18 protein-coding genes are annotated in these 18,910 nt (G+C 66.1%); 9 read left to right on the top strand and 9 right to left on the bottom strand.

What is annotated here, in order from left to right; translation table 11 throughout:
• The first annotated feature begins 306 nt into the window (after nt 1-306).
• The 7 genes from O4U47_RS21810 (at nt 307) to O4U47_RS21780 (ending at nt 5,501) form a co-directional block, all read left to right on the top strand.
• Nucleotides 307-1,548 (top strand): helix-turn-helix domain-containing protein, encoded by a 1,242-nt coding sequence (locus O4U47_RS21810; RefSeq protein WP_270679789.1) that lies wholly within the window; start codon nt 307-309, stop codon nt 1,546-1,548.
• A 57-nt stretch (nt 1,549-1,605) separates the two neighbouring features.
• Nucleotides 1,606-1,866 carry a hypothetical protein gene (locus O4U47_RS21805; protein ID WP_270679788.1) on the top strand — a complete coding sequence of 87 codons (261 nt, stop codon included), beginning with the start codon at nt 1,606-1,608 and terminating at the stop codon, nt 1,864-1,866.
• 56 nt (nt 1,867-1,922) lie between these two features.
• Complete coding sequence (locus O4U47_RS21800) at nt 1,923-2,234, top strand: hypothetical protein (RefSeq protein WP_270679787.1); 312 nt, start codon at nt 1,923-1,925, stop codon at nt 2,232-2,234.
• 275 nt (nt 2,235-2,509) lie between these two features.
• Nucleotides 2,510-3,631, top strand: coding sequence for a radical SAM protein (locus tag O4U47_RS21795; protein ID WP_270679786.1), 1,122 nt, complete (start codon nt 2,510-2,512; stop codon nt 3,629-3,631).
• Nucleotides 3,628-3,759 carry a hypothetical protein gene (locus tag O4U47_RS21790; protein ID WP_270679785.1) on the top strand — a complete coding sequence of 44 codons (132 nt, stop codon included), beginning with the start codon at nt 3,628-3,630 and terminating at the stop codon, nt 3,757-3,759. Before O4U47_RS21795 ends, O4U47_RS21790 begins: the two co-directional genes overlap by 4 nt.
• A gap of 74 nt (nt 3,760-3,833) precedes the next feature.
• Nucleotides 3,834-4,691 (top strand): GNAT family N-acetyltransferase, encoded by an 858-nt coding sequence (locus tag O4U47_RS21785; RefSeq protein ID WP_270679784.1) that lies wholly within the window; start codon nt 3,834-3,836, stop codon nt 4,689-4,691.
• A gap of 12 nt (nt 4,692-4,703) precedes the next feature.
• Nucleotides 4,704-5,501, top strand: a complete 798-nt coding sequence (locus tag O4U47_RS21780) for a phosphotransferase family protein (RefSeq protein WP_270679783.1) — start codon at nt 4,704-4,706, stop codon at nt 5,499-5,501.
• Between the two features lie 206 nt (nt 5,502-5,707).
• On the opposite strand, the gene O4U47_RS21775 is transcribed toward O4U47_RS21780, so the two are convergent.
• From O4U47_RS21775 to O4U47_RS21765, 3 genes are all read right to left on the bottom strand, one after another.
• Nucleotides 5,708-5,974 (bottom strand): hypothetical protein, encoded by a 267-nt coding sequence (locus O4U47_RS21775; protein ID WP_270679782.1) that lies wholly within the window; start codon nt 5,972-5,974, stop codon nt 5,708-5,710.
• Nucleotides 5,975-6,037: 63 nt separating this feature from the next.
• Nucleotides 6,038-6,427 carry a hypothetical protein gene (locus O4U47_RS21770; RefSeq protein ID WP_270679781.1) on the bottom strand — a complete coding sequence of 130 codons (390 nt, stop codon included), beginning with the start codon at nt 6,425-6,427 and terminating at the stop codon, nt 6,038-6,040.
• Nucleotides 6,428-6,529: 102 nt separating this feature from the next.
• A complete protein-coding gene (locus O4U47_RS21765; RefSeq protein ID WP_270679824.1) occupies nt 6,530-6,769 on the bottom strand; it encodes a BldC family transcriptional regulator in 240 nt (79 codons plus the stop codon).
• A 414-nt stretch (nt 6,770-7,183) separates the two neighbouring features.
• Here O4U47_RS21765 and O4U47_RS21760 point away from each other — a divergent pair, with 414 nt between their 5' ends.
• Nucleotides 7,184-8,041, top strand: a complete 858-nt coding sequence (locus O4U47_RS21760) for a helix-turn-helix domain-containing protein (protein WP_270679780.1) — start codon at nt 7,184-7,186, stop codon at nt 8,039-8,041.
• Between the two features lie 28 nt (nt 8,042-8,069).
• On the top strand, nt 8,070-8,273 hold the full coding sequence (locus O4U47_RS21755; protein ID WP_270679779.1) for a DUF397 domain-containing protein: 204 nt from the start codon (nt 8,070-8,072) through the stop codon (nt 8,271-8,273).
• 491 nt (nt 8,274-8,764) lie between these two features.
• Here O4U47_RS21755 and O4U47_RS21750 read toward each other — a convergent pair whose 3' ends face one another.
• The 6 genes from O4U47_RS21750 to O4U47_RS21725 all read right to left on the bottom strand — a co-directional run bounded on the left by O4U47_RS21750 (nt 8,765) and on the right by O4U47_RS21725 (nt 18,417).
• On the bottom strand, nt 8,765-10,099 hold the full coding sequence (locus O4U47_RS21750) for an AbiJ-related protein (RefSeq protein WP_270679778.1): 1,335 nt from the start codon (nt 10,097-10,099) through the stop codon (nt 8,765-8,767).
• A 150-nt stretch (nt 10,100-10,249) separates the two neighbouring features.
• Nucleotides 10,250-10,960 carry a type I-E CRISPR-associated protein Cas6/Cse3/CasE gene (gene cas6e, locus O4U47_RS21745; protein WP_270679777.1) on the bottom strand — a complete coding sequence of 237 codons (711 nt, stop codon included), beginning with the start codon at nt 10,958-10,960 and terminating at the stop codon, nt 10,250-10,252.
• Complete coding sequence (gene cas5e, locus O4U47_RS21740) at nt 10,960-11,688, bottom strand: type I-E CRISPR-associated protein Cas5/CasD (RefSeq protein ID WP_270679776.1); 729 nt, start codon at nt 11,686-11,688, stop codon at nt 10,960-10,962. Before cas5e ends, cas6e begins: the two co-directional genes overlap by 1 nt.
• Nucleotides 11,685-12,878 (bottom strand): type I-E CRISPR-associated protein Cas7/Cse4/CasC, encoded by a 1,194-nt coding sequence (gene cas7e, locus O4U47_RS21735; protein WP_270679775.1) that lies wholly within the window; start codon nt 12,876-12,878, stop codon nt 11,685-11,687. The genes cas5e and cas7e overlap by 4 nt, the downstream gene beginning before the upstream one ends.
• Entirely contained in the window at nt 12,875-18,121 is a 5,247-nt protein-coding gene (casA, locus tag O4U47_RS21730) for a type I-E CRISPR-associated protein Cse1/CasA (protein WP_270679774.1), read from the bottom strand. Before casA ends, cas7e begins: the two co-directional genes overlap by 4 nt.
• Before the next feature lie 128 nt (nt 18,122-18,249).
• Nucleotides 18,250-18,417 carry a hypothetical protein gene (locus O4U47_RS21725; protein ID WP_270679773.1) on the bottom strand — a complete coding sequence of 56 codons (168 nt, stop codon included), beginning with the start codon at nt 18,415-18,417 and terminating at the stop codon, nt 18,250-18,252.
• Nucleotides 18,418-18,910: the final 493 nt, after the last annotated feature.

Raw genomic sequence — 18,910 nt, 5'->3', positions numbered from 1 at the left:
ATGCCACCCACACCAACGATCTCGCAGGTAAAAATTGAGGCGACTGCATTTACGTAGAGGGCACCCGGTGCGGCTCGCCCTCCATACACTCACCTGCTCAGGTCAGCCGACACCTACTCTGCTGCCACGGAGAACACCCCACCCTCCTACCTCGCTCCAAGGAGGACGACCGGCAACCATGCCAGCAGGTGACCGCCTATGCAGGTCCCACCCACTGGAATGCTGACTCCGTCGCCCCTCCCCCCTCGGCAAGCGCGGATCTCTGCCTATCCTGGGGGTGCCACGCGCCAGAAAGGCAGGCCCTGCATGTCCCTCGACCCCAGCCCGGACGTGCCCGAAGACATCACGTTCGGCCAACGCCTGAAGATCCTGCGCACCCGCCGCGGCATGAGCCGCGAAGTCTTCGGCGGGCTCATGGGCCGAACCGCATCCTGGGTGCGCGCACTCGAGACGGGGCGCCTGTCCGAGCCGAAGCTGTCAGTCGTGCTGCGCATGGCCGAGGTGCTACGTCTGCGCAATCTTTCCGACCTCGCAGGGGGCCAACCGCTCAAGCGCGAACTCATCACAGGCCCCGGCCACCCTCGCCTGGGTGCAGTACGCGATGCCGTCAACTCCCTGCCTGCTCTGACTTCGGCACCCGCACCGCCGGTGGCCCACCTGCGTGCCCGACTCGACCAGGCGTGGAGCGCCCGCCACCGGTCGCCCTTCCACCGCGAGGTTCTCGGGCGCCTGCTGCCGGACTTGATCACAGACGCCCAACTAGCAGCCCATCAGGAAGAAGATCCGGCCACGCGACGCCGGGCCCAAGCCATCCTGGCCGAGGTCTACGCCTTGTCCCAGTTCTTTCTCGCTTACCAACCCGCACAGGACCTGCTCTGGAGAGTGGCCGAACGGGGGATGGTCGCCGCCCAAGACTCGGGCGACGTGCACGCCCTTGGGATTGCGGCGTGGCTGATGGCACAGGCCCACAGAGACGCCGGCGACTGGGACGCCGCCGACACCGTCACGGCCCAGACCCTTCCCGTCCTGGAACAGCACGCCGTCGAAGCCGAGACGCCAGAGCGGGCCATGTGGGGTGCGCTGGTGTTCGAAGCCGGATACACAGCCGCACGACGTGGTGAGGCCGGGGTGGCCCGAGGCCGCTTGGACCACGCCGAACAGCTTGCCGAGACGCTTCCCGCTTCCTACTACCACCCGGTGACCAGCTTCTCTAGGTCGATCATGGGAGCGCACGCGACCACGATCGCCGTCGAACTACGCGCCGGCGGCGAATCGGTGCGCCAAGCCCGCGCCGCCGACCCGGCCTCGATCCCCTCCCGTCCCCGCAGGGCACGCCACGAGATCGAACAAGCCAGAGCCTACTATTTGGACGCCCAGCCCGAGGCGGCCGTGCGGGTGCTGGACGCGGCCCACGAAGCGGCCCCGGAGACGATCCGCTACAACGGCTACGCACGCAAGATCCTGATGGAGGAGATGGATTCGCGCGACCCGCGCAGACGAGAGCGCGCGAGCCTCTTGGCCGAGAAGGTGGGGATTCTGCAGGCGTGAAGCGAAGGCGCACATTCTGTGCGCTCCAGTCACGCCTGGGCGTCTTAGCGTCCGTACATGGACTCGGTATCCCCTGCGACCTGGTGTAGCGAGGATCTGGACAGGATCCGGGATGACTTCCCGGACTGGCGGATCTGGCGCTCGCGCAGTGGTAAAACCCTGGTCGCCACTCGGCTCGTCGATGATGACGTGGAGCCGACCATCGTCGCCAATTCATCCGCTGAGCTCCGCAGGAAGCTCCGCAGCCCGGGGAAGCGCGCCGGACGTGTGCTGACCGCCGAACAGGTGGCGGTGATCGTGGCGGCGCTGTCGCGATGAACGGGTGGGACGTCGCGAGGGTGAAGTCCAGCAGCGACCGGCACAAGGTGCTACACGTGGCGCACCGCCCCCATCCTGAACTTCCGGGGCGGATCGAGACGGTGGTCGCTCCCACCGAGTCGATGCTGCGTGACGCCCTGAGGGTCCACGGCGAGCTCGATGAACTCCGCAGGGTCTACGGCGCCGATTGGGTGTTCGGCGCGGACACGGTGATGCCCAACGGGGTGATCCGCTGGGTCTGGGCCGCACCACGAGCCCCCGGACATCCGGGCCTGCGCCCGGTCCCCTCCGCTCCCCACCTCAAGGCGCTGCTCGCCGAAGCGGCAAGGCAGCCCGCTCTGACCGGAAGGGAGGTGAGCCCGACGTGAGCCCCGCATTCCAGACCGGTCTCCTATGGACCGGCGCAGGAACTCCCGATCCCTGACCGCAGCTCGGTTCAGGGGCGCATCGTCCCCCGGCACGATGTCCCCCCTGCTGACCCGCCGGTCATCGCCACAGGTACGGCCACCTCCCTGCCGCTCCGACGAAGTCTCGAACTTCACCATCGTCCGCGCGCCGTTTCAAGGGGAGGGCGCGCGGGCCATGCCGCCCGTCCGACCTTCTGAGAGCCCGGTCGGGCGGGCGGCCCTCTGGAGGTTTCCTCATGCACGAGCTGATCGCCGCCCCCTTCCTCGACTCCCACCTGGTTCTTCGCCCCGGCAGCGGCAACGGGATGAAGATCCCCCGCCACCGCTACCTCGAGCTCACTGACGCCCCGGCCGACTCGCCGGTCCCCGGGTGGCTCGCCGCAGCAGCCGACCGCGCCTTCGGGCTCGACCTGAACGGCCGCCCTCTGTCGCCGAACGTGCTCGTCCGCCGCCCCTCCCCCTATGGCTATGTCCGCGCCTCCTACGAGCTGAACCTGGGGTGCAACTACGACTGCGAACACTGCTACCTGGGGCTGAAGCGCTTCGAGGGCCTCTCCTGGCCGGACCGGGAGAAGCTCTTGCACACCATGCGCGATGCGGGGGTGCTCTGGGTGCAGCTCACCGGGGGCGAGCCGCTCATCGACCGCCTGTTCCCCGACGTCTACCGGCTCGCCTACGAGCTGGGCATGATGATCAGCGTCTCCTCCAACGGCTCGCGGCTGTCCGACCCGCGCATCCTCGACCTGCTGACCACGCTGCGCCCCTACCGATTGACCGTGAGCGTGTACGGGGCCAGCGAGGCCTCCTACGACGGCATGACGCGCCGCCGCGGCTCGTACCGCAAGTTCCTCAAAGGGTTGGACGCCGCACATGAGGCCGGCCTTCCGGTCCAGCTGAGCGTCGTGGTCAGCGAACGCAACGCCGACGAGGTCGAGGCGATGGTGGCCATGGCGACCGAGCGCGGGTTCAGCCACCACGTCTACGTCAACATGTCGCCCACGATCCAGGGCGACGGTTCGGTCCTGGTCACCCAGTCCCAGGAGCACCTGCGTGAGCGCAAGCCCTTCTCCGGCTGCAATGCCGGGCACACGTTCTTCCACGCCGACCCGTTCGGCCGTGCCTCGATCTGCAAGATCGGCCGCGACGATGCCATCGACCTGATCACCGAAGGGACCGAGGGCCTTGCCCGGCTGGGTGAGGTCGCCGACCGGCTGATGCTGCGCACCGGCGGGTGTTCGGGGTGCGCCCTGTCGGGTTCGTGCACGGTGTGCCGGCCGCTGGCCAAGCAGTACCAGCAGGCCAAGGCCCCGTTGAAGATGTACTGCCAGCACGGGAGGCGAGAGGAGGTAGCCCCATGAGCGCGGTGTTCGTCGAACTCCAGAGGCCTGCGGAACCGGTCGAGGAGATCGAGTTCGTCCAGGACCTGGACCAGGTCCTGGAATCGGAGAAGTGCTCGTGCAATGCGGGTGACGACAACCCCTACTGATCAGCGCTGACACCCTGATGCGGGTCCTGGCCGTTCCTCGGCCGGGACCCGTTCGGTGTGAGTAGCATGTCGCCATGCGCGACCAGAGCGCCCCAGTGGGGCCGGTGTTCCCGGTCCCATACCTGCCCACGCTCGGGCCGGTCCACCCCGCGGCGGTCACTGCGGGGCTATGGGAGCAGGTCTTGGCCAACAACGGCACCGGCCGCTTCCTTGCGCACGATCCCGCCTCGCGCTGGGGCGGCACCAAGAACGAGCTCGTCCTCCACGAGGACGCAGCCCCGGACGGGCGCTCGGCGGGCGTGGCCGTGCTGTGCAGACGCCGCCGCGCGGTGACCGTCTACCACTACGCCGCAGAGATCGACTCCGAGCGAGAACGCGAAGCGGCGGCCAAGCTCGCCGCCGACCACGGAGCCGAAAGCGCCCGCCTGCTGTGGCTCACCCCGAAGGCGCCCCCGGTGCAGGGGCAGTGCCGCCGGATCTGGATGAAGACGCTCTCCGGCTCCGAGCCGCCCCCTGCAGAGCAGGTGCAACCCCTGAACACCCTTCCGCCGGCCCTTCGCGCCACCTGGCCCGACTTTGCCGACGCCACGGCCGGTGAGGGGTTCGCGGCGCTGGAGGCGCGCAGGCGCAACGGCCCTCTGGACGGCCCGCTCCTCGTGGTCACCGTCAGCGGGCGGATCGCGGGAGCGATCGGGCCGATGGCCGTACTTCCGGATCCGGTCGGCCGGCGGCGGCTGCTCCCGCAGTACTTCGCCGTCCTCCCCGGGCACCGCGGCCAGGGCCTCGGACGGGCGCTGTGGCGGGCGGCCATGGCCTGGGGCGCCCAAGCCGGCGCCGACTACCAGCTCCTGCAGACCGAGCTGGGCGGAGCATCCGACCGGCTGTGCGAGGACGAAGCGCTCCAAGTGATCGGCTTCGCCACCGCGATCTGAGGAAGGACCCCCATGGGAGTGGATCGACGCGGCTGGACGGCCCTGCCCCCGCAGGTCCGGCGCGCCGTCGAAGCCCACACGGGCTCGCCGGTCGTGGTCGAACCGGTCGGCAGCGGGGCCAACTCGGCGATCGCCGCCGTCGTGCACGGCCCCGACGGCCCGGTGTTCGTCAAGGGCCTCCCGGTGGACCACCGGCAGGCCTGGACGCAGGACCGCGAGGCCGCGATCGCCCCGCACCTGGCCGGAGTGGCGCCACAGATGCTGTGGCGCGTCCGCCTGGAGGGGTGGGACCTGATCGGCTGGGAGCACATCAGCGGCCGCAGGGCCGACTTCTCCCCCGGCTCGCCCGACCTGCCCCTGGTGGCCGAACTTCTCCGGCTGCTGGCCGAGAGGCCCTGCCCCGATGTCCCGCTCAAGCCGGTGGCCCGGTGGCGAGAACACGTCGAGGATCCCGGCGAGTTGGACCTGCTCGACGGGACGGCGCTGGCCCACACCGACCTGAACCCCGGCAACGTACTGGTCGCCGACGACGGCAGGGCGGTGCTGGTGGACTGGGCCTGGCCGACCCGCGCGGCCGCCTGGATCGATGCAGCCTGCTGGGTGGTGTGGCTCATCGCCTCCGGTCACACACCGGCCTCGGCCGAACGGTGGGCCGCGACGATCCCGGCCTGGAAGCGCGCCGACGAGCAGGCCCTCGGGGTGTTCGCGACGGTGCAGGCCCGGCTGTGGGCGGGCATCGCGACAGAGGCCGCCCCATGGACCGGACGCGTGGCTTCGGCGGCCGCGCGCTGGCAGGAGCACCGGCTGTGAACAGGAGGCCGGGCCCCTCCGCCTGACAGGGGCGGAGGGGCCCGGTGGGCGCGCCGTGCTCGCGTTCGGCACGCCCGGGGATGGCGCCGGGCCCCCTCTTGCCCGGCGCGCTGGTGGCCTGGTGGCGGTGGCCTGCCCGCAGGCGCTCCTCGGCACGGGGGTACAGGGGAGTTCAGCGCCCGCGGGTGCGCTTCCGCAAGGGGTGTTCAGTGGTCGCCGGGGCGGGCGGCGTTCTTCCACGGGGTGGGAAGGACCCCGCCGGAGCGCAGGTGCTCATCCAGAGCGGTGAGGGCGGCGTCGGCGATCTGCAGGGCCTCGTCGCGCTCATCGCCTCGGCCGGTCCCGTCTTCGCGCCCGTTCAGCGCTTCGGACAGGGCGTCGTAGAGGTCGTCGGCGTGCTCGGTGACCGGGTCGGGCTCGGCTGCCCGCGCACGCGGGAAGTAGAGGATTCTGGCTGAGGATTCGAATGCCATGACGGGCCTTCTCTCTGCTGTGCCGCCCACCCGGCGCGGTGCGTCCCCGGCAGGCGGCCTTGTTCACATCACACGAACCTTCCTCCACCAGCCGCTCTGCAGGCCCAGGCTCTCCAGCTCATCGCGCAGGGCTGCCGCCAGCACAGGGCGGAGCGGATCGGCTGCGCCGATGCCGTGTTCGGCGCGGAAGTCCTGTTCGTCTTCGACATCGAGGTGCACGGTGAAGCGGTGCTCGGTGCCGGTGGGCCGGTGCGGCCCGGCCGCGCTCAGGTGGGCGCGGGCGATGGGCAGCGCCGCGGCCAGCCGGGTCAGGTAGGCGGCCACGTGCGGGCCGGTCAACACGATCTCCACACCGGCTCCGAGAAGGAGCGTGGCGCCTGTGGGCCCGGTGTCGACGTGGATCATCGCCGGATGAGGCTCGCTGATTGCCAGGCCGGGGTCGGGAAGGTTCATCGCCGCTGTTCCTTTGATTGGTGAGATCGACCGTGATACCGCCGGACCCAGGCTCGTTTCGCATCGCCTCGAGGCTGACCGCAGCCTGGAGGTGCCCTTCGGCTAGAAGGTCCACTGCCGCTCAGTTCCCGGGTCCCCGAGCAGGGCTCGGACCTCGGCTTCGCGGTAGCGCCGGTGGCCACCGAGAGTCCGGACGCTGGTCAGCTTGCCTGCCTTGGCCCAGCGGGTCACGGTCTTGGGATCCACGCGGAACATGGCCGCCACCTCCGCAGGGGTCAGCAACGGGCTGTCGACTGTGCGGCGATCGTTCACGCTGCGGGCCTTCCATTCGAGTGGTGGCATCTGCCGGAACGGACTGAATCGCTTCGCCGTCGGCATGGTTGGTCACGTAGGGGCGGATACGGGAAGGACGGTGCCGCCGCCGACTGGTCGCTGCCCCTGCTCTCCTGATCCGGGTTCCTCGGCCGCTTCTGCGCTCACCAGCACCGCCGCGGCGCTCGTGATGGAAGCGGTCAACGGGGGCGCAGATCAGTGCCGTTGCGGGCATTGCTGGTGTCGCCATCGTCAATCACCTCGATCGGGCGAACCGGGTGTGGGCCCGGTCATGTCCAGCTAGCCTCGAGTGTGTCACTGAGATCACACGAAAGGCAACACCCATACTGAGATTTTCAGTTCGGGCGTTGCAATAAGTTGCCCCTCTCGGTGATCGCGCGGGACACTGAAGGCGCCCATCCCGCCCTGCGGAGGAGTCGCTCAGTGTCCGTCGGCAGCCCCATGGTCGCCCGCTTGGGCCTGGCCAACTTCCTTCGGCAGTCCCGAGGAGGACGCACCGCAGCGCAGGCCGCGGCGGTCGCCGGCTTCAGCAAGGCGACGCTCTCCCGCGTCGAGCGCGGCGAGACCTCCATATCCCCTGGGGACACCCAGCGGCTGCTCCAGTACTACGGCGTCCCCGACGATGTGGCCGAGACGTTCATCGAACTCGCCTACGCCGCCAAGAAGCCGGGCTGGTGGCAGCGGTACAAGGCCGCGATGCCGGACTGGTTCAACCTCTTCGTCGGTGTCGAGACTGCAGCCCACCGCATCCGCACCTACGAGGCGGACCTCATCCCTGGACTGCTGCAGATCCCGGAGTACACCCGCGCCATCGCCGAACAAGACATCCCGGCACCGGGCTCCACAGCAGAGATCGAGGAAGCGGTCAGCCTCCGACAGCGCCGCCAGGAGATCCTCACACGCGAGGACGCCCCCGCCCAGCTGTCCGCCGTCATCAACGAGGGAACGCTGCGGCGCCGCGTCGGCGGACCCGACGTGCTCCGCGCCCAACTCGAGCACCTGCTTGCGACGTGCGAACAGGACAACATCGACCTCAGGGTGCTGCCCTTCGCAGTCGGAGCGCACCCGGCCAGCTACGGCTCGTTCGTGCTGCTGGACTACACCGTGGTCGACACCGACTACGCCCTGGCCTACGTCGAGTACTGCGGCGGCGCCATCTACCTCGAAGCCGAAGAAGAGATCGCCCTGCACTCGGCCACCTTCGACGGCCAGCAGCAGCGCGCCGCCTCCCCGGAAGACACGAAGGAGCTGATCAAGGATGCGCTCGAACAGACCGGCTGACCCGCGAAGAGAAGGTTCGAACACCCCCATGAAGAACCGGGTCGCGACAGAGCAGCTCCGTTGGTACGTCTCCAGCTACACCGGAGGCAAGGGCAACTGCGTGCAGGTGACGGACCTCCCCGCCGGCGGCAGGGCGCTCCGCGACAGCAAGCACCCCGCGGGAGCGCAGCTCCCCCTGCCCCCCGCCGCCTGGACCGCCTTCATCAACGCGATTCGGCGAGAATCGCTCTAAGCATCGTCACGGCGCAGCGCCAGCCTTGTCGCACATACCGCCCGCAAGCCATCGACCTCGATGACTGGGGCCGCCACGACGTAGAACGCGGTGGCCTCGGACGTGGCCTGGTTCAACCACTGCTGGCAGCATGGAGCGATCGGTCTGGTCCCGCCTCTGGAGTTCGAAGCAGACTTCTACCAGCACAAGGAACCCCATTCTGAACCAGACCCTGGTGGACGAGCTGGCCGAGGCCGATGCGCGGCCTTGGCACGCGGAGCACTCCGGCGTGGCGGGCGCGACCGCCTACCGCCACCACGGCCTACAGAATTGGGCCGTTGCCCTGATAGGGGCCGGGGCCCTGCTCGTGCAGGTCGCGTCGACGCTCCCGGGAAAACGCTAACGCCTACTTCAAGGTGTGGAGAATGAACCAGCGCCAGATTTCGATCCGACCGAGCCTCGCTGACGCCATGACCTAAGTACACGGAGCGGAATAGTGCTACCTGGGGCCACTATTGAGCGCTACCCAAAAGCCGACCGAAGAACTCGGCGACCGTGCCCTCCGCCCGGCCTGACATCAGCTCGTGGCCGCTGAATCGATAGACCTCATAACCCTGGAGGCGCAGATCGCGATCACCGCGGACGGTCTCAGCGTAGACGGCAGGGCTGGGACGACCGTGCTTGGAGTAGTGCCGGTCACCGTCGACCTCGAGCACGATGCGGCGGTGGGCGGAGGGAAGCATGAGGAAGTCCAGCCGCTGGGTCAACATCACCTCGTCGCCCCGGGCTGACTTGGCGACAGGGTCCCAATGCAGCCACACCTCAGGCAGCAGCGCCGGTAACTTCTTCCCATGCTCATGTTGACGTTGTCCGCAAATCCGGTGGTACTCCTCGAACAGCGCCTGCTGCGGCGGAGAATTCACGGGTAGGGCACATCGAAGCCGTTGCCAGAGGCTGCCCTTGGCCTCCTCAAGGGAGAGCTGCTCTCGTTCTGCCCACCACGCTTGGAGGTCGTCCCACATCAAGCCTTCTTCTGGGATCGGGCGGTCGTAGCGGAGTACGTCGCTGGTCGATTCGACGATCTCGATTTCCTGGTCAAGGACCTCGCGTAGGCGCAGGTCGGGCTTGGTGGCCCTCGAAGCGAAAAGGATTAACTGTGGCGGACGGGCCCGTAAGCCCCTGGGAACAATGGAGAAGTCCGGGTAGCCGCCAGTGCTTCCGGTCTCGATGACCTTGAGTCCGTCGCGGGCCAGCGGCGGGGTGATCGCCTCGGCTAAGGCACGCTGGCGGCGCTCATTAGGATTGACGGCTCCGGAGAGGACACCTTCGATGAACAACATGAACCGGCGGTCCGAGCTGGTCAGCGCACCGAGCTGCTTGAAGAGGTCGAGCACCGTCCAGTCATCATTCCGGACCATGTGTCGCTCGATCTCACTGGCCAGGCTACTGCCGGTCCACAGGGCGAGCTCCGACTCCAGAACCCACAACTGCCTGAGCATGGCCATGAACCCCTCAAAGTCCTCCCAAATCGGGGTATTGCGCTCCAATGCGTCAGCGATCTCGCGCCGCACCCGCTCAGTGATTTCCGGCCCCGGCCGGCGTTCCCACAGCAGGTCCTGCGCCTGGTTGCGCTGCTCTGGTGCAAGTCCGCGGTCGAGGAAGCGCTCAAGCACAGCAGGGTACTGGTCCGGCTCGATTTGCGCGATCGCTTGTACCAGACGCTCTCGCTTCGTCGGGCCGGAGGTCTGCTCCCCAGCACCGGGAGCCACGACCGGTGGAACGGACAGCCCCAGGTCGGCACACACAGGACCGAGATCCTTGTGCCTGCAGGTATCCGCAAGGTCCATAACTAGTTTCCGCACAAGGCTGCTCAGTTTCTGGTCATGGCTGGGGTGTTTCACCATCGAGACCTCCGCCTCGGCTCTCCGATAGCGCCATAGAGGATTCATCCAGTGTCCAGGATGTGGGTCACAACAAGGGTTCAGAGATTCCCCAATTCAGGCGCATACAGATGGAGCAAGAGTCATCAGCCCGCACCCATAGGCTTTCGCGCGACCCAAGCCAATGGTAAGTGTGCGCCGTAGAGCATCGGGGTCGGTTACGCGGAGTTCTCCTTCGAAAGTGGCGGTGTACAAGGTAATGCGCCGCTGCACACCAATGGAGCACCCCGTCTTTTCGAAATGGAGTTTCTGTCGGTTACGGATTCTGAGGCTCAGATGGTCCGTAGCCGTGGCGGTGTCGGGAGTGGTTGGTGCGGCCAGCACTTCGAACCCTGCGCCTGTCTGTCGTTGAAGCAGCCATAGTTTCTGATGGTGGGGTGTGAGGTGCGCGGTCGGTTTGGTGGGTTCGGTGGGTGTGCGGCGGGTGTTGTGGACAGGGTTGGCGGTGAGCCGGAAGGACCAAATGTCGTTAAGGGCGAGCTGGTCGAGGAAGGGTTGGTAGTCGTAGGTTTGCCATCCGCTTGTGGTGGGCCAGCCTGCCTGCTCGACAAGGTGGGTGAGGTCGGGACGGGCTGGGCTGGTGATATAGAGAGTCACGCGGGTCGGGGAGTTTCGGTCCAGGCGCCATAGGACGCGCGGGCTGTTGTCACCTGAGCGTGGCGGGTCGGGAAAAGATGCCAGAATCGCGGCGTGGAGTACCTGGGGTGAGGACAGCAGGCGGCTTGCCTGGGGGCGTGCGGGGTTGAACTGGAACTCGGTCAGGTACATCACGCATCGTCCACTGGTTGGAGCAAGGAGGTGGGGTCGTGCTCTGGCGCGGCTTGCCTCGGCGGCTCGGCGTAGGGGTTGCGGACGTCGACTGTCGCTGAACGACTTCTGCGAGGGGTATATCGCCGGTGGCGGGGATCGAAGCTTATTGGCTGATCGTTGAAGTCTTGCCCCGAGTACTCACCAGGAAGGGCTTCGGTGTGCAGTGTCAAGGTAACCAGTGGTTGGTCTGTGTACTGCCGCTGATACCACTCGGCGGCGCGCCAGGGTTCGTCCTCCAGGGCTCCCAGCAGGGATGTTTCGCCTCGGGTGCCGAGGTTCAAGGGCCGCGTGGGGGGGCAGGAGCGCCGTCCGAGGTAGGGCAGGAATTCGGGGGCGTCCAGGGCGGTGTGCAGTGCGGTGATGAGGTCGCCGTCGCCTTGAAGCGCGGCGAGGAATACGGCGTCGGCGAGATAGTAGCGCTCAGAGACGGGCATTGCTGTTCCCGTGTGCGGGTGGTGGGCTGTTTGAAAGTCGCGGATCGGGGTTCCGGGCTGGTCGATGCGCACACCAAAGCGTAGGGCGGCGAGATCGGAGAGGTCTGTGTCGCGAGGTCGACCCTGGGCGGCGGCGAGGAGTCCGATGACGCCGCTCTTGGTGGGGGCGGATTCGGTGGTTCGCCGACTGAAACGGGCCGCAGAGCCCCAGGCTTGCAGCGGACCAGCCAATTGCAGCATGAGAACGGTCATCGATGCTCCACTAGCCGTTCGGTCGCGGCGGCACCGACTTCCTGGGTGAGCTGGGCCAAGGGCAGTTCAGTCCCTAGGCCAGCGAGGGGTTCGGTGTTGCGGTCAACGCGCAGGACCCAAGTATGCAGCATGTCATTGACACCGTAGGCGCGTTCGAGGGCGGGAATGTAGTCGGCCAGCGCCTGGCAGGCTGCGTGGAGGTGACCGTCACCTGTGGCGTGGACTGGTCGTTCGAACGCCCCAGCGAAGCTGACGGCGCGCGCCGTACGCAGAGTGATGATGACGGCATCCGGCAGGGTGTTGTGCCCAAAAGCGGTGATCTTGCCGGTGGGCAGTGAGGTGACGAAGCTGTGGACGAATGCATCTACGGCGCGGCACAGAAGAGTGGCGCTGAGATCGGCGGTGGGAGCACCTGCAGAAAGGTTGCGGGCGAGCTGGTCCACGTCTAGGGCGGCGTAGCGATAGAAGGTGGCCGAGTTGAACTCGACGGTGCCGATCATTGCCGCACTCGGTTCTGCGGGGGTGGTCTGGTCGTCGACGGCGGTATAGAAATCGGACTCGATTTCGACGGGGTGCACGCTGATGGCGTGGGCGACCTGGGTGGCCGCCTCAACATTGAGGTCGGCGGTTTCGGCGACCATCCGCCCGAAGAGCGCGATATCGACTGATGCCCCGGTTTGGGCGAGTTCGCGGGTTCGTTCCTTGATGTGCTTGTCCTGAAAATACTTGGCGATTCCGCCAGGGGTATTAACTCCGTCTGCGGCGAGGCGGGCGAGGCCATCAAGCTGCTGGGTGCTGAAGAAGAGAAGGGCCGCCGACTCTGGGACGGTGTCCTCCTCGCCGGCAGCATCGTCGCTTCGCCGGCGCGAGACCTCCACTTTGGAACCGGTGGCCGCCTTGATCGCCTCCCGGGCTGCCCTGGCGGCCTGGGCATGGGTCAGGGAAGAGTTCATGGCTGTGATGCGTGCCGCGAGGAGTGCTGCAGCCTGCTTGGTACGCACCCCGAGTTCGCCGGGTTCCAGGATCTGCGCCAGAGAGTGGCGTATGGCGCGCTTCCACGCCTGGCTAGATACCCGGGCACGCAGGGCCCCGCCGTAGATGCCGGTCTTGGGCGCTCCGACGTCGTCGCGGTTAGGGTTGCTCGGCGGGAGGGTCTGCAGGGCGTGTAGATCAACGATCGTGCGGTTCACATGAGGTCCTTCGCATGACTGGTGTTGGAACGCGTTGAGGGCTGGAAGGGGCTTCGCCTCTGACGGGCGTGGAAACCGCGCACCCATTCGTGTTGGACCTGGGACTGGCCGCCGGGTTGTTGCCAGCGATAGACCTGGGCAGCGAGCAGCCCATAGTCCAAAGGAATGAGCTCTTGGCGCAGCCACAGCACCAAGTCGAGCAACCTTCGGCGAAGGACAGTGAGCGATGATGCCCTCGTGGTGAGTGAGAACCGCCGGAACGCAGGTTCATCGGCTGCGCTGTTCCTCATCAACCGGGCGGTGGCGCCACCCAGCGTCGGTCCATTCACCACGTGCATATTGGCCTGTTGCCGTGCCTGTTGGTGAACAGCCCACAAGGTCATCACGAGGTGGACTGCGTTATCGACCCACGCCTTCTGGTCCTCGGTGAAAGCGGGCACATCGACCCAACCGAGATCCATACCCTCCCGGAGATCAGGAAGAAGGCTATCCAGGGGTGTGCCCGTAGCTTTCCGCAGCCGGGCAACGACAGTCTGGGCCTCGGGACGGGAGCGGCGATAACCGCGCTGGAGGAGGTCGATTCGCATGCTCGTGGTGTCACGCACCGTCGCTTGCATCGCATCCTCGTGAGTAGTGGAGGCCCACGCTGAGGAAGGGCGAGCGGCCGCGGCCCCCTGGCCCCTTGCGGCATGACCATCGGCAGTCTCCCCTTCACTGCTGCTGTCGATCGCGAAGCGACCAGACAATGCCTGGTTCACGCGAGCGCGGAACCGCTGTTCGGCTGTGGCGGCATCCACCAGGTGTACGGAGTCGGAGACGCGGTCGATTGTGCCCTGCCAGGCTGCCGAGCCTGCATGAGCGACCCACCTTTGCGCCAGGTCGGTGATGGTGCGATGCGCTTGCTGCTGCCAGGCTCGGCGCTCCTGCGCGGGGTCGCGGCTGCTTGCCAGGTCATGGAGCCAGTTACGAAACTCAGCGTCCAAGGCATGGAAGCCCTGCCATCGGGCATCTTCACGGGAGCGCCCGGGCGGCCGACCGGCCACGGTAGCAAGATCGGCGGCGAGATCACCCAGAGCAGTGACCACCGATTCGTTGTCGCTGACCGCGCCGAGCGCGGCTTCGGCATAGCGCAGGTCCTGCTCGTGCAGCAGGAGTCCAGGCAGAGGCACGCTGTCATCGATCAGCTCACTGATGACCGACTGCTGGGTGCCGTAGCGGACGCCGATCGTCCGAAGCCGCAGGAGATGACGGGGAGCGATCACGCCTTCGGTGATCACCTGGGCCACCCAATCCACCACTGCCGGCCGCAGGCTCTGCGGCTTGTCGCCGTCGGCCGCGCTGTTGCTGGGCGGGGTTGCGTCCCGGAGCAGCGTGGACAGGGATCGCCACGCAAAGGGGTCGGAATCGTGGGCACGGGGCATGTACACCGGCGATGTGTGGAGTCTGCGTTCTTGGGCCGGGCTGCGTGTCCAGGCGGTCATGGGCTCATGCTGGTGCTGGTTGACTGGGCTGAGGGGATCGCCGTAGCACAGCACCACACCGTGCACTCCCTCATGGTCGAAGTGCAGCCGCACCCGCCGAGACTGCCAGGTGTACATGTCCTGGGGGCCGCGAGGTCGGAAGGCACGCTCTTCCTCGCTCAACGGTGCCGGCCCAGTGGGGCTGTGGCACCACGCTGGCTGGCTGTCGCAAGCGGTGACTGGCCGGGCGGCGTCGCCGGGAATGAGGTTGAGCAGGAGCGTCTCGCGGAGTGTGGCGCCTTCAACGAAGACCCCCCCGAGGTGCCCCGCCCAGGCAACGCCTTGGGGATATCCCTTGTTGTTCTTCACGCGAGGGTCGCCTACTGCGCCTGACTTGATTCCGGAGGGATCAAAGGCATGAGCATGCACCAGCCATCGGGCGGCCTCGGCGAAGGTGAGGCGCTGAGCTCCGAAGGCCCGCGTTGTGAACAGGGACCTGCCGACCGGGACATCTGCCACGATCCGGTTCAGCGACGCCACCTCGTCCTTGGCTGTGCGCAGGTCGGCTGTCTGGAAAAAGGGAGTGCGGGGATGCAGGAGATCAAAACGCTCGCGGTGCCGATCCAGGTATTCGGCCACCACAGCGAATGGATCGTTGTCCGTCCACAGGTCTTCCCACTCATCCAGGTTGGCGGGCCGGACTGCGTCGTGTGCGATGGCCAGCAATAGCCGCACCAGCGCGAACTCCTGGGTAGCGACGTCACCGACCACACGCCGCACCGCCCCGGCTTCGGCGAAGATCTGCCGCAATGACAGGTCGGCTATCGAACCGTCCGACCGCTGAACGGGAATCCAGGGGCGTGAGGTGAGATCGAAAGACGCACTCTCCCCGACCAGACGGAGATCGGGAGAGGCCGCCGGTACGACCATCAGACCATCACCGGGGGTGTACTGCAGATCGTACCCCGCGAGTCGAGCCCGCCCCTCAGAATCCAAAACCAGGACCAGTTTCCCGGCCAGCCACAGGGAATGATCCACCTGCCATGCCGGGGGTGTCATCCCTGCCAGCTCCTGGATCGCCTGCTCTCGGATCCCCTCCTGGGAAAAAAAGTGGGGCAGTCTTAACCGGCTGGCCGCGACCACTCGCGCAACCGGCGGCTCGGGCAGACCCCCGCGCGGAACCGCTAGTCCGCCTCGTCCTTTCCCGAGCCAAGGCAAAGTTGTCAGAGTCCCGCCGTGAGACTGCTGAACAACAAGGACTTCCACAGGAGCCGGTTCGCCGCGAACCAAGGCCCGGCCTGCGGGGGTATCGGCGATATCCCCCACATCCGGCTCCGTCCAGCCGACCAGTGAGCGGCCAGGACGGCCAATATCCTTCATCAGCCACCTTTCGGCTGTGGCCCGCTCCTCAGCACTGCGTGACTGATATTCCTCCTGGGCGTGGGCGAGGGCCGGCGCCCAAGCAGCCGGGCACTCATGAGGGTCTTTATGGGCATTCCGGACAAGGTTGAAGGTGAACTCGGTCACGTCCACTGCACTGGCGTCCAGATACGGCTCAAGTGCCGCCAGCGAGCGCAGCAGCACATACCGATCATAGACATGGCATGCCTGCTGAACGGGTTCCGGTGGCAGTGCCTGCCAGTGGACCCCCGTGATCACGCAACGCCGGGGAGGCGCGGAATTCCGTCTGGATTCGGTGCTGTGGCGACGCAGTCTACCTATCCGCTCCAGTAGTGGCTTGGCAGGGGCGAGGTCGGTGACTAGTACATCGACGTCGAAATCGTCGAAGTGCTCGATGACCGGACTCGCCACAATAATATGCCCTGTGCCGCGCCGGTCTCTGAGGAGGTCGCCTATTTCGGACCTCTTGCGTTCCCAGTCGTCTGCGACAAGGCGGGAATGCGCGACCGTGACATGCGCGGTTCCAAAGCGCTCGCGGAGATGCTCCGCTGTGTGCAGAACACGGTCCACGCTGTTGCGCACCACCAGCACGAGGCGCCCCTCAGCGACCTCACCGGCGAGCCGATCAGCGAGTTGGCCTTCGTCCTCGTCAAGCTGCTCCAAGCGAATCGGTGCGGCCGGACTCGCCGACTGGACCGGGAGTCTAGTGGTGAGCCGGTTCCCGGGAGCGATCGAAGTCAGCAACGGATATCCCTCTACTCTCCCGAGCTGCTCGGTATCGGGCGAAGCTCCGGCATAGGCTTCGGCCAAAGCGCGACGACGCGGGGCCGAGAGGGCAGTACTCGATATGATCACGGGGACCCGATAGCCGGCCAGCCATGTCAACGTCCGTTCCAGGAATGCATCAGTGGGAGCACCGCATGAACCCGGATCCTCGATCAACACCACCTTAGAGGCCAGCGCCAAGTGGCGCAGAGCAGCATGGCGACTCTCCACTGCTGCACCGAGAAGCTGATCGATCGTCCCTACGACAAAGGGCGCCAGAAGTTCGCGCTTAGGACCCCGGAGCCAGCGGTGAGCGGCCAGCTCTTCCGAGAGGGACGGCGCACCAATCACAGACGAGGAAGCCCCTGGATCACCATCCGCATCCAGCCCCACGATGGTGGGAATCCAATCGACTGGGAACTCTTCACCCTCCTGGCCGACCCCTGATTCCGTGTGAAACTGCCGAGAGGTCTTGTGATCTCTGCGAGGCAGGCGGGAAAGCCACGCGCGAAGTCGAGATTCCATTCCCAGGGCAGCCGAAAGTGTAGGCATCGCGATGAATAGCCCACCAGCACCGCTTCGTGCGGCAGCAATCTCGGTCGCTACTAGAGCAGCATTGGTCTTCCCTTCGCCCACTGGCGCTTCGAGTATTACCAGTCCTGGCTGCGAGGATTCCCGGGCCAGGCATATCGCCTCCTCCCACAGAGGATCCATGTTCTCGTCAGCGGAAGGGGCGACGCGGGTCGCGAAAACTTCGGCAGCTGTCCCGCGGGGCTCGACAGGAACCCAGGGCTCGGGGAGATCCAGCGCGCGCCATGCAGCGGTGACCCGGTCAGCTGTGGATACGGTCAGCTCCAAACCATTGTCATAGGGAAAGCAGTCTTGAGTGCTAACAATCCAGTCCACAAGCGTCACTAGGGCAGCCAGGACGACCTGAACAGGCTGGGCAAGTCTCACCGACCGCCACTCTGAAAGCCGATCACTTACACCGCAGACATCTGCGAATTTTACCAGAAATTCGCTTTGGACTTGTCGCCATCGCTCTCCACTCGCACCGTGAGCGCGAATCGAAAAAGAATCAGAATCGAGATCATTGATCTGGGCAAATGAAGGAAAAGCTCCATGATGCCCGCCAATGATAGCACCAAGCTGCATGGCCGAGCGATTCGACCATCCATATTTTTCCGTCACCCACTCCTGGACGAGAAATTGCCCAGCCAGCGCATGAGGAGTGCTCCCATGACGATCCATTTCCTCGCGGCGAGCCACCTCAAGCCCAAAACCCTGCATCCGACCAGCAAGCCAGTCAACCTGGCAGGCAAACGATGGAGTCGCCTTCCCGATGTCGTGAATAGAAGAAAGCCAGGAAAGCAGGCGCCGGGCATCGCTTTCACCACCAGGCAATGAATCAGAAACGAGGCGACGAACCCCCCGAGGAAGCCATGATTTCCAAATCATGTCCGCCATGGCCGCACTATCTGCCATGTGCCGCCATAATGACATCCATTCATTTGAATTAGGATCGTATTTCGCCCAGATGACACGAGCGGCATCAGAGAATTGGTTGCCGAAGTCATTGTCAGAAGTAATAGAACAACTCAAGGGTTCACTGACCACTAAGCCCCCTCGGCTACTTTAGAGAAGACCGTCGCAGGCCCAGGGCCACCACAGCAACGGCAACCTCGAACGCGTGTCGAGGGTGGCGGACCGGACTCCGTGGCCCGCCACCCCATAGCTAGACCGGTCTACGACTCCCTCTTCGGCGCCCAGCAGCAGCCCTGCAGCTTCCATCCCAGCCACCCGAGGACCGTGACCACAAGCACCAGCACCACCACGGCGACGCGGATCCCGGCATCCGCAGGCAGCTGCGAGCCGGTGCCCGCGACCAGAACCGCGCCCAGCAGCCCGGCCACGGTCCAAGAGCCTTCGCTGCCGTGACCTGCAGAATCACCATGTACCATCTTGGGTATACCTCGTTCCATAGAGGTCAGGCCGGGCTCTCGTCGCACTCTCCAGGCGGCAACGAGAGCCCGGTTTTTCTTGTGGGACACCGTGTGGTGGGGCGCGTCGCGCCGCACCACACGGTGTGACGAGTTTAGCAGTGAGGCAGGACCTCCGTGTTGTGATGACGAGACGAGCACTTATTAGCTTCGACGTGCCTTGCTCAGTTGATAGATAGAAGCCCCGCCTACGCGGGGAGCAACGCTAGATCCGCTTCGGCCTGCATAGCTCAGGGATCACCCCAGCAGACGCCGGGAGCAGGCGGCCCCGGACGGGCCGCGACTTACGTCCAAGTCTATCGGGCATGGACCTGAGGGGCGCTGGGTGGGTCTGGTGGCAGCGTACGGGAACACTAGTGTCCTGAGTCGTTAGTTCGTTGGCGGCTGTAGGGTGGGGTGATGCCTG

It is taken from the genome of Nocardiopsis suaedae (genome assembly GCF_027706745.1).
In the GTDB taxonomy this organism is placed as follows: Bacteria; Actinomycetota; Actinomycetes; order Streptosporangiales; family Streptosporangiaceae; genus Nocardiopsis_A; species Nocardiopsis_A suaedae.
Note: the sequence above shows the minus strand (reverse complement) of the source record. Positions and strands in the feature narration are given on the sequence as shown.